This window comes from Actinomadura sp. NPDC048032 (genome assembly GCF_040653175.1).
Lineage (GTDB): Bacteria > Actinomycetota > Actinomycetes > Streptosporangiales > Streptosporangiaceae > Spirillospora > Spirillospora verrucosospora.
Genome location: NZ_JBEZJP010000329.1, coordinates 1 through 9,574, shown reverse-complemented (window position 1 = coordinate 9,574; position 9,574 = coordinate 1). Strand labels below are relative to the sequence as shown.

Here is a 9,574-nt window from a genome sequence, read left to right as displayed (position 1 = left end):
GGCGCGGCGAGGCCGAGCACGCGGCACGCCCAGTCGACGACCTGGCCGCCCGCGAGCGTCGGGAAGGCCCGCAGGTAGCGGCCCGGCAGGCCCATCGCGACCGTGAGGCCGGACGGGTCGCCGCCCAGCCGCGGGCCGTCCACGACCGTCTCGGTGCACAGCGTCGTGCCGAGGATCGTGCAGGCCTGGCCGGGGTCGACCGCGCCGACGCCGATCGCGGTGGACGCGATGTCGTAGGGGGCGAGGACGACGGGCAGGCCCTCCGGCAGCCCCAGCTCGTCCGCCGCGTCCCGGGTCAGGGGGGCGGCGCGCCGGTCGTCGCCGAGCACGTCGGGCAGGAGCCGCCGCGCCCACTCCATGTCGTAGGCGCGGAGCAGGTCGTCCGAGTAACGGAGCTCGGCGATGTCCAGGAACGGCGCGGACGCGTCCGAGCCGTCCACCGCGATCCGCCCGGTGAGGCGGGAGAAGATCCAGCCGCCGCAGGTGAGGGACGCCGCCGACCGGGCGAGCCGGTCGGGGTCGTGCTCGCCCAGCCAGGTGAGGATCGCGTTCGGCAGGCCCGCGAAGTGCAGCGACCCGTTGACGCGGAACGCCCGCTCCAGCACGCCGGAGGCCGCCCAGCGCTCGACGGCGGGGGCGGCGCGGCCGTCGTTCCACAGGATCGCCGGGCCGGTGGGCGCGCCGTCGCCGTCCACCAGCCAGCAGCCGTCGCCCTGCGCGGTGAGCGCGAGGAAGTCGACGTCGCCGCCGACCTTCCCGAGCACCTCCCGGACGGCGTCGGCGACGGCCCGCCACACCGCGGCCATGTCCTGCTCGGCGTGTCCCGGCGCGGGCCGGGCGACCTCGGTGGGCCGCCGGGCGACGGCCAGTTCGGCGCCGTCCCCGGCGTACCCCACCGCTTTGATCATCGTGGTGCCCGCGTCGACGCAGACGACCGTCATCGGCTCCCCCGTCCGTTGCGTAGTGGTCCCATCCAACCCGTGCCGGTCAGGCGCGGCCGTGCGAGGCGCGCGAGCGGCGGGCGACCGAGTCCAGCGCCACGGCGAGCAGCAGCACGGCGCCGGTGACCATGAAACGGTAGGACGAGTCGAGGTTCAGCAGCGTCAGCCCGCTGGAGATCGACTGGATGACCAGGATGCCGAGCAGCGCCGCGAAGGCGTTGCCGCGCCCGCCGAACAGGCTCGTCCCGCCGATGACGGCCGCCGCGATCGCGTTCAGGTTGACGTCGCCGCCGCCGCTGCTCTGGTTGGCCGCCGCGAGGCGCGCCGCGGCGAGGACGCCGCCGATCGCGGCGAGCGTGGTGCACAGGACGAACGCCGAGGCGTAGACCGTCCTGACGTTGATGCCGGCGCGCCGGGCCGCCTCGACGTTGCCGCCGACCGCGTACACGGACTTGCCGTACTTCGTCCGGGACAGGACGTAGTGCGTCGCCAGCACGAGCACCAGGAACAGGACGAACATCCAGCCGACGCCGCGGTCCCGGTTCAGGTACCAGACCGCCACGGCGAGACCGGCGAGCAGGGCGGCGCTGCGCAGGATGAGCGTGCGCTCAGTCGTCGCGGGCAGGCCCGCCCTGCGGCGCTGCGCGGCCCGGTTGTGGCCCGTCAGGTACAGCCCGGCCGCGCCGACGGCGACCAGCGCGTAGGCGAACCACGGCGGGAGGAAGTCGAGCTGGGCGAACGTCACCAGCCGCGAGTCGAACGGCAGGTTGATCGAGCCCTTGGGCCCGAGGATCCACAGCTGCAGGCCGAGCCAGCCGAGCAGCCCCGCCAGGGTGATCACGAAGCTGGGCACGCCGAGCCGGTTGAACACCTGGGCGTAGAACCAGCCGAGCGCGACGGCCAGCGCCACGGCGGCGACGATCGCGAGCCAGGACGGCCAGCCGTGGTCGACGAACAGCACCGCGACGACGGCGGCGCTGAGCCCGCTGACCGAGCCCACCGACAGGTCGATCTGCCCGACCAGCAGCATGAACATCACGCCGAGCGCGATCACGCCGACCGGCACGCACTCCAGCGCCAGGTTCACCAGGTTCGCGCTGGACAGGAAGACCGGGTTGAGGATCTGCATCACGGTCCAGATCACGATCAGCCCGCCGACCACCGGCGCGACGCCGAGGTCGCCGCCGCGGACCCGGTCGGTCGCGGCCGCCAGCGCGGCGCGCACGCCCCGCTCCCCCTGCTCGCCCGGCAGGCCGGTCCCGGTCTGCGGGGGCGCCATGAGGTCACTCATCGCCCGCTCCCTTCCTCGGGCCGCCCGGTGCGACCCGCTCGGGCCGGTCGCCGTCCGGCCCGTCCGCGCCGCCGGCGGCGGCGTCCTTCTCCTGCGCCGTCCCGGTGTCGCCGCCGTCCTCCGCGGGGGTGTCCCGCGCCTCGGGGCGGAGCTTGCCGGCGCGGCGGCTCACCACGTTGTCGGTCGCGCCGGTGATGGCGGCGACCAGTTCCTCGGCGGAGGTCGTCCGCGCGTCGAACACGCCGTTGTTGCGGCCGAGGCGCAGCACGGCGACGGTGTCGGCGACGGCCTGCACGTCGGCCATGTTGTGGCTGATCATGAGGACGCCGTGGCCGCGCTCCCTGAGCCGCTCGATCAGGTTGAGCACCTCGGCGGTCTGCGCGACGCCGAGCGCGGCGGTCGGCTCGTCCAGGATGATGACCTTCGGGTCGCCGAGCAGCGACCGGGCGATCGCCACCGTCTGCCGCTGGCCGCCCGACAGCGCCGCGACCGGGACCCCCACCGAGGGGATCTTCGCCGAGAGCTGGGTGAGCAGCTCGCGGGAGCGGACCTCCATCGCGACGTCGTCCAGGCGCAGCGCCCGCATCTCGCGGCCGAGGAACAGGTTCTCGATCACGTTGAGGTTCTCGCAGAGGGCGAGGTCCTGGAAGACGGTCGCGATGCCGAGCTGCTGCGCCGCGGCCGGGGTGGGGATGCTCACCTCCCGCGACTCGAAGGTGATGGTCCCCGCGTCCGGGGCGTGCACGCCCGACAGGACCTTCACGAGGGTGGACTTGCCGGCGCCGTTGTCGCCGACGAGGGCGACGACCTCGCCGGCGGCGACGTCCAGGTCGACGCCGGTGAGCGCGGCGACCGCGCCGAACGACTTGCTGACGCCGCGCAGCGACAGCAGCGGGCGCGCCGCGCCGGCGGCCGGGGTGGGCGTTGGTGACATGACGAACCTCGGGAGATCGCTACTTGAGGCCGAGCTTGGCGCAGGCGGCCGCGTACTCGGCGGTGCAGACCTTGTCGGCCTTGAGGGCGCCGTCCGGGCCGAGCAGGACCTTGCCGATGTTGTCCTGGGTGACGACGGTCGGCGTGAAGAGCTCCGACGGCGTGCCGAACAGCGTCGTGTTGCCCTTGGGGGTCTCGCCCTGGACGAACGTGTGGGCCGCGTTGGCGGCGGCCTCCGCCACGATCTTGATCGGCTTAGAGATCGTGTTGTACTGGTCGCCGGCGATGATCCGCTGCGCGGCGGCGAGCTCGGCGTCGTTGCCGGTCACCGGCGGGACGTCGGTGCCGGCGGCCTTGAACGCGGCGACGGCGGCGCCGCCGGTGCCGTCGTTCGCGGCGACGACGCCCGCGATCTGGCCGCGGAACTTGCTGATCTGGCCGCTGACCCACTGCTGGGCCTTCGCGGGCTCCCAGCCGGGCGTGTCGTACTCGGCCAGCAGCTTGAAGCCGCTCGGGTCGACGGAGCTGTGGATGCCCTTCTTGATCAGGTTCGCGGCGGCGTCCGTGGGCGAGCCGTTGACCTCCAGGATGCCGCCCTCGGCCTTCTCCTGCTTGAGGTGGTCGACCAGCGACTGGCCGATCATCGCGCCGATCTTCTCGTTGTCGAAGGAGACGTAGTAGTCGGCCTTGGCCGCCGGGATGGGGCGGTCGTAGGCGATCACCTTCACGTCCCGGGACTGCGCCATCCGGACGATCGACGCCGCCGCGGCCGAGTCGACCGGGTCGATCACGATGGCCTTGACGCCCTGGGCGAGCACCGAGCTGGCCTGCTGCTGCTGCTTGGAGGCGTCGGCGCCGGCGTTCTGGTAGAGCACCGTGCAGCCGCCGCACAGCTGCTTCATCTTGGCCTTGAAGAGCGGGGCGTCGTAGAGCTCGTAGCGGGTCGAGGCGATGTCGGGCATCAGGAACGCGATCTTGGCGTTCTTCGCGTCGCCGCCGCCGGACCCCGCGCTCTTGGAGGAGCACGCCGCGGCGGGAGCGAGCGCGGCGAGCGCCGCGGCGGCCGCGGCGACCGTCCTGAGGGAGGGCTTCTTCACTGAGATCTCCTCGGGGGTGCGCCCGTGAAGGGGGCGTTGGAGCCGATGCGGCGTCCGCGCGACCGGGGTCGGCGGCCACCGCGGGGAGAACGTAACATCACGAACGTTAGAAGTGTCAATACATGCACGTTAACTAACACGGATGATCGTGAAGAAGATCGCGCCGGAAGCCGGAAAAGCCTGGTCACAGCTCGGCATCGATCCCATGAGGGATCTAGGCACGTGCGGGTCAGGCGATGTTAGTTATAACGTCCGTGCTCACACGGAGGTCAGCGGCGCGGGCGCGGGGCGACGTCGTAGTCGACCTTGTGCTTCGCCAGCTCGGCCAGCGCCTCCGGCGCCGCCCCGTCGTCCACGACGACCCGCTCGAAATCGCTCAGCGGCGCGACCCGGTGCAGCGCGGTGCGGCCCAGCTTCGTGTGGTCCACCAGCAGGACGTTGCGGACGGCGCTGCGCAGCATGGCCCGCTTGACGACCACGACCCGCTGCTCCTGGTGGCCGGCGTTGCCCGCCGACACCGCCGAGGTCGAAACGAAGCACAGGTCGACCTGCAACGACTCGATCATCTCGACGCACGAGACGCCCATGAACGAGTTGTGCAGCGGGTCGTAGTCGCCGCCGAGCGCGATCAGCCGGATGCCCTGCACCGGGGCCAGCAGGTTCAGGCCGTCGAGGAAGTTGGTGACGATGGTCAGCGGGCCGACGTCGGGGAGCCGCCGGGCGAGGGCGAGGGCCGTCGTCGAATCGTCGAGCATGATCGCCATGCCGGGCTCGACCAGCTCGACCGCCCTCGCGGCGACGGCCTCCTTCTCCTCGCGCATCGTCTTGGCCCGGTAGGCGACGCTGCTCTCGAACACCCCGGACCGCTGCGCGGTGACCCCGCCGCGGTACTTGCGGACGATGCCCTGGCGCTCCAGCTCGTCCAGGTCGCGGTGGATCGTCATGAGGCTGACCCCGAACCGCTCGGCGAGCTCGGCGGCCGTCCCCGACCCCGCGGCGAGCACCGCCTCGGCGATCGCGTCCTGCCGCTGCGCGGGCCCCCGCCGCTGCCGGTCGCTCATGCCCCGCTCCTCCGTCCGGACGCCAGGCCAGAAGTTAACACCAGGAATGTTAAGAGCTCAACTCACCTGGTCACCGGTCGGCGTCCCCGGTCGTCGGCAGGCCCGCCGCGCGCCACGCCTTGAACCCGCCCACGATGTCGGTCGCGTTGGTCAGCCCGAGGTCGTGCAGGGAGGCGGCGGCGAGGCTGGAGGTGTAGCCCTCCGAGCAGAACACGATCACGCGCAGGTCGTGGCCGGTGGCCTGGGGCAGCCGGGCGCCCGAGGCCGGGTCGAAGCGCCACTCCAGGACGTTGCGCTCCACGATCAGCGCGTCCGGGATCTCGCCCTCCTCCGCGCGCTGGGCGGCCGGGCGGATGTCCACCAGCACCGCCCCGTCGCTCATCTCGGCGTGGGCCTGGTCGGGGTGGACGCGCGCGAGCCGGTCGCGCGCCGCGGCGAGGATGTCATCGATGGTGCGTGCCATGGACCAAGCATGGCAGGCAGGTCAGACCAGCTGCGCCTCGGCCGAGGCGAGCACCTCCTGGATTCGCAGGCCGTGGGCGGCGTCCAGCGCGGGGCTCACCCCGCTCCTGACGGCGGCGGCGAACTCGGCCACCATCGTGGCGAACGCGTCGTCGCCGAGCTGCGACCAGTCGAGCCGCGCGTGGCCGCCCCGCCCGTAGACCTCGACGCGGGCGGGCGGCAGGTCCCCCATTCCCGCCATCGACACCGACGCCTGGCTGATCGCGCCGTTCTCGTGCTCCAGCGTCAGCCCCAGCCAGCCGAGCGGGTCGCCGTGCGCGCGGACGCCGGCGACCCGGCCGAGCGCGGCGTCCAGCATGTCGACGATGTGGGGGCCGAGGTCGAGCAGCGCCCCCTTCTCCAGCCGCCACGGGGTGGCGAAGGGGCCCCCGCTCAGCACGGAGGAGACGAACGAGCCGTAGCCGCCGAACGGCTCCAGCTCCCGCGTCCGGTCGAGGAAGTCGCGGGCGGCGCGCGAGTAGCGCAGCGTGAGGACCATCTGCGAGACGACGCCGGCCTCGGCGATCGCGCCCGCGAGGCGGCGGGCGCCGTCCAGGTCCATGCCGAGGGGCTTCTCCAGCAGGACGGCCTTGCCCGCCCGGGCGGCCCGGGCGGCGAGGTCGGCCTGGACGTCCGGCGGGACGGAGAACGCCACGGCCTCGCAGGCGTCGAACAGCTCCTCGATCCGCTCGAACGAGGGCGCGCCGTGCTCGCCGGCCAGCGCGGCGGACGCCTCGGGCCGCCGCGCCCACACCCCCGCGAGCCGCGTGGCCGGGCCCGCCGCCAGCGCGGGCGCGTGCACCATCCCCGCCCAGGGTCCCGCCCCGACCAGCCCCACCGCCACCGCATCGCTCATGGGACAAACCTAGACGATCTACCTGCTTCCGGCGCAACGCGCGGCGGCGGCGGCCGTCAGCCGAGCTGGACGCCGAAGAACAGCGCGAGGAGCGCGCCCAGGGCTCCGAGCGCGCCCCACACGGCGAGCCCGGCCTTGGACTTGGCGCGGGCGTGCAGGAACGCGGCCACGCCGGACAGCAGGACGAACACCAGCTTCACCTCCAGGGTGCGCTGGGCGGGGCCTGCGAGGTCGCCCGCGGCGATGTTCCAGCCTCCGGTGAGCACGAGGACGGCGAACGCGGGCCAGGCGATCGCGTTGAACCGGCGGGCCGCGGCCTTGGTGACGCCCTCGTAGCCGCGCAGGGCGGGCACGAGCGCGCCGAGGGTGATCTGCCCGCCGACCCAGATCGTCGCGGCGAGCACATGCAGGAAGATCCGCACGTCGGCGGTGGTGACGGCGAGCACGAGCGGCCTCCGAGGGCGTACCGGGCGGGTGGTGGGACGGGTCGCTCCCGGACGCTACCGCCTGCCCCGGCGGGGCCCGGCGGCACCCCGGGGTTCTCAGGCGGCCCGCTTCCATCCCCGGCGGGGACGGAGCATGCCGAGCTGCTCGTCGCGGCTGCGGTAGACGATGGAGGGGCGGTCAGGGAGCCGACATGTCCTCGGTCACGCCGGGGGCCCGCGTCCAGGCGTCGGGGATCGACAGCCCGCCGACGTTTCCGAGCGCCACGACGAGGATGCCGAAGGGGACCGACAAAGGCCCCCCGCGGGGAAGCGGGGCGCCCGGCGTCCGGCGCCCGCACCATGACCTACCGTGGTCACCGTGACCGACCATCGTGAGCACGGCGATCTGGTGGAGGCGCTGCGGGCGGCCGGGGTCAGCGGGGTGGACGACTCGGCGCTCGCGCGGTCCCTGTACTCCTCGGACGCCTCGCTGTACCGGGTCCCGCCGCGGGTCGTGGTGACGCCCCGTGAGGCGGACGAGCTGCCCGCCGTCCTCGCCGTGTGCCGGGACGCCGGGGTGCCGCTCACGATGCGCGGCGCCGGGACGTCCATCGCGGGCAACGCGGTCGGGCCCGGGGTCGTCGCGGACGTGAGCCGGCACCTGAACCGGGTGCTGGAGATCGACCCCGAGGCGGGGACGGCGCTGGTGGAGCCCGGCATCGTGCAGGAGCGCCTGCACCAGAGGGCGGCCGCGCACGGGCTGCGGTTCGGGCCCGATCCGTCCACCCGGACGCGGGCCACGCTTGGCGGGATGATCGGCAACAACGCCTGCGGGTCGCGGGCGCTCGGCTACGGGCGCACGAGCGACAACGTGCTCGGCCTCGACGTCGTCACCGGGTCCGGGGAGCGGCTGCGGGTCGGCGACGTGCCGGGGGCGCGGACCGGCGGCGTCCTGCTGGAGCGGCTGCGCGGGCTGGTCGGCGAGAACCTGGCCCTGGTGCGGACGGAGTTCGGGAGGTTCGGCCGGCAGGTCTCCGGCTACTCGCTGGAGCACCTCCTGCCGGAGAAGGGCTTCGACGTCGCCCGCGCGCTGGTGGGAAGCGAGGGGACGCTCGCGCTGACGCTCGCGGCACGGGTGCGGATGGTCCGCGAGCCCGCGCACCGGGCGCTCGTGGTGCTCGGGTACGGGTCGATGGCCGAGGCCGCCGACGCCGTCCCGGCGATCCTCCCGCACGGCCCGGTCGCGTGCGAGGGACTGGACTCGCGGATCGTGAACGTCGTGCGGGAGCGGCGGGGCGCCGGCGCGGTGCCGCCGCTGCCGTCCGGGTCGGGATGGCTGCTGGTGGAGCTGGCCGGATCCGAGCCCGGGGCGCTGCGCTCCGCGGCGCGCGGGGTCGTCGCCGCGTCCGGCTGCGCCGACTCGGCGCTCGTGGAGGACATGGCGCTGGCCGACGCGCTGTGGCGGATCCGCGAGGACGGCTCCGGGCTCGTCGCCCGCACGCCCGCCGGCGAGCAGGCCCACGCCGGGTGGGAGGACGCGGCCGTCCCGCCCGAGCGGCTCGGCGCGTACCTGCGGGAGTTCGAGGCGCTGCTGGCCGGTTACGACCTGTTCGGCGTGCCGTACGGGCATTTCGGCGACGGGTGCATCCACGTCCGGATCGACTTCCCGTTCGGGCGGACCGGCGGGACGCGCGTCTTCCGCGACTTCCTCAACGACGCGGCCGCGCTGGCGGCCCGGCACGGCGGCACCATGTCCGGCGAGCACGGCGACGGCCGGGCCCGCAGCGAGCTGCTGCCTCACATGTACTCGGCCGAGGCGCTGGCGCTGTGCTCGGCCGTCAAGGACGTCTTCGATCCGGACGACGTGCTCAACCCCGGCATCGTCGTCCGCCCGGCGGCCGTGGACGCCGACCTGCGCGCCGTGCAGATGGTCCCGCTGAACCGGGGGCTCGGTCTCGCCTACCGGGACGACCGCGGCGACCTGTCCCGGGCCGTGCACCGCTGCACCGGCGTGGGCAAGTGCCGCGCCGACAACACCGGGGCGGGCGGCGTGATGTGCCCGTCCTACCTGGCGACCCGGGAGGAGAAGGACTCCACGCGCGGGCGGGCCCGGGTCCTCCAGGAGGTCGTCAGCGGCAGGCTCGGCCCGGACGGCTGGAAGTCCGAGGCCCTGCACGACGTCCTCGACCTCTGCCTGGCCTGCAAGGGCTGCGCGTCCGACTGCCCGACCGGCGTCGACATGGCCTCCTACAAGGCGGAGGCGCTGCACCAGCGGTACCGGGGACGGATCCGGCCGCGCTCCCACTACGCGCTCGGCCGGCTCCCGCGCTGGACCCGGCTCGCCGCCAGGGCCCCCGCGGCGATCAGGGTGGTCAACGCGGCGATGCGGTCGCGCGCGCTGAAGCCGCTGCTGGCCTGGGGTGCGGGCATCGACCGGCGGCGCACGCTCCCCGCGCTGGCGCCCGAGAC

Annotated in this window: 8 protein-coding genes and 1 pseudogene; 1 reads left to right on the top strand and 8 read right to left on the bottom strand. The window is 74.1% G+C overall.

Going from position 1 to position 9,574, the window contains the following annotated elements; genetic code table 11:
• The 8 genes and pseudogenes from AB0C69_RS31245 to AB0C69_RS31210 form a co-directional block, all read right to left on the bottom strand.
• A partial coding sequence (locus tag AB0C69_RS31245) for an FGGY family carbohydrate kinase (RefSeq protein WP_360358619.1) occupies positions 1 to 941 on the bottom strand: 941 nt, incomplete at its 3' end.
• A 46-nt stretch (positions 942 to 987) separates the two neighbouring features.
• Complete coding sequence (locus tag AB0C69_RS31240; RefSeq protein ID WP_360358618.1) at positions 988 to 2,232, bottom strand: sugar ABC transporter permease; 1,245 nt, start codon at positions 2,230 to 2,232, stop codon at positions 988 to 990.
• A gap of 151 nt (positions 2,233 to 2,383) precedes the next feature.
• Positions 2,384 to 3,166, bottom strand: a pseudogene (locus AB0C69_RS31235) (ATP-binding cassette domain-containing protein); the annotation flags it as partial.
• Between the two features lie 19 nt (positions 3,167 to 3,185).
• Complete coding sequence (locus AB0C69_RS31230; protein WP_360358617.1) at positions 3,186 to 4,262, bottom strand: substrate-binding domain-containing protein; 1,077 nt, start codon at positions 4,260 to 4,262, stop codon at positions 3,186 to 3,188.
• Positions 4,263 to 4,531: 269 nt separating this feature from the next.
• Entirely contained in the window at positions 4,532 to 5,323 is a 792-nt protein-coding gene (locus AB0C69_RS31225) for a DeoR/GlpR family DNA-binding transcription regulator (RefSeq protein WP_360358616.1), read from the bottom strand.
• Positions 5,324 to 5,393: 70 nt separating this feature from the next.
• A complete protein-coding gene (locus AB0C69_RS31220; protein ID WP_360358615.1) occupies positions 5,394 to 5,786 on the bottom strand; it encodes a rhodanese-like domain-containing protein in 393 nt (130 codons plus the stop codon).
• Positions 5,787 to 5,807: 21 nt separating this feature from the next.
• Positions 5,808 to 6,680 carry a Gfo/Idh/MocA family oxidoreductase gene (locus tag AB0C69_RS31215; RefSeq protein ID WP_360358614.1) on the bottom strand — a complete coding sequence of 291 codons (873 nt, stop codon included), beginning with the start codon at positions 6,678 to 6,680 and terminating at the stop codon, positions 5,808 to 5,810.
• A gap of 56 nt (positions 6,681 to 6,736) precedes the next feature.
• Positions 6,737 to 7,126, bottom strand: a complete 390-nt coding sequence (locus AB0C69_RS31210) for a hypothetical protein (protein WP_345186568.1) — start codon at positions 7,124 to 7,126, stop codon at positions 6,737 to 6,739.
• A gap of 358 nt (positions 7,127 to 7,484) precedes the next feature.
• Between AB0C69_RS31210 and AB0C69_RS31205 the strand changes: the two genes are divergently transcribed.
• Positions 7,485 to 9,574 (top strand): FAD-binding and (Fe-S)-binding domain-containing protein (locus tag AB0C69_RS31205; protein ID WP_360358613.1); only part of this gene is annotated, 2,090 nt, incomplete at its 3' end.

Coding starts and splice junctions, on each gene's coding strand:
- AB0C69_RS31240 (WP_360358618.1), bottom strand. CDS start 2,232: ATGAGTGACCTCATGGCGCCCCCGCAGACCGGGACCGGCCTGCCGGGC.
- AB0C69_RS31225 (WP_360358616.1), bottom strand. CDS start 5,323: ATGAGCGACCGGCAGCGGCGGGGGCCCGCGCAGCGGCAGGACGCGATC.
- AB0C69_RS31220 (WP_360358615.1), bottom strand. CDS start 5,786: ATGGCACGCACCATCGATGACATCCTCGCCGCGGCGCGCGACCGGCTC.
- AB0C69_RS31215 (WP_360358614.1), bottom strand. CDS start 6,680: ATGAGCGATGCGGTGGCGGTGGGGCTGGTCGGGGCGGGACCCTGGGCG.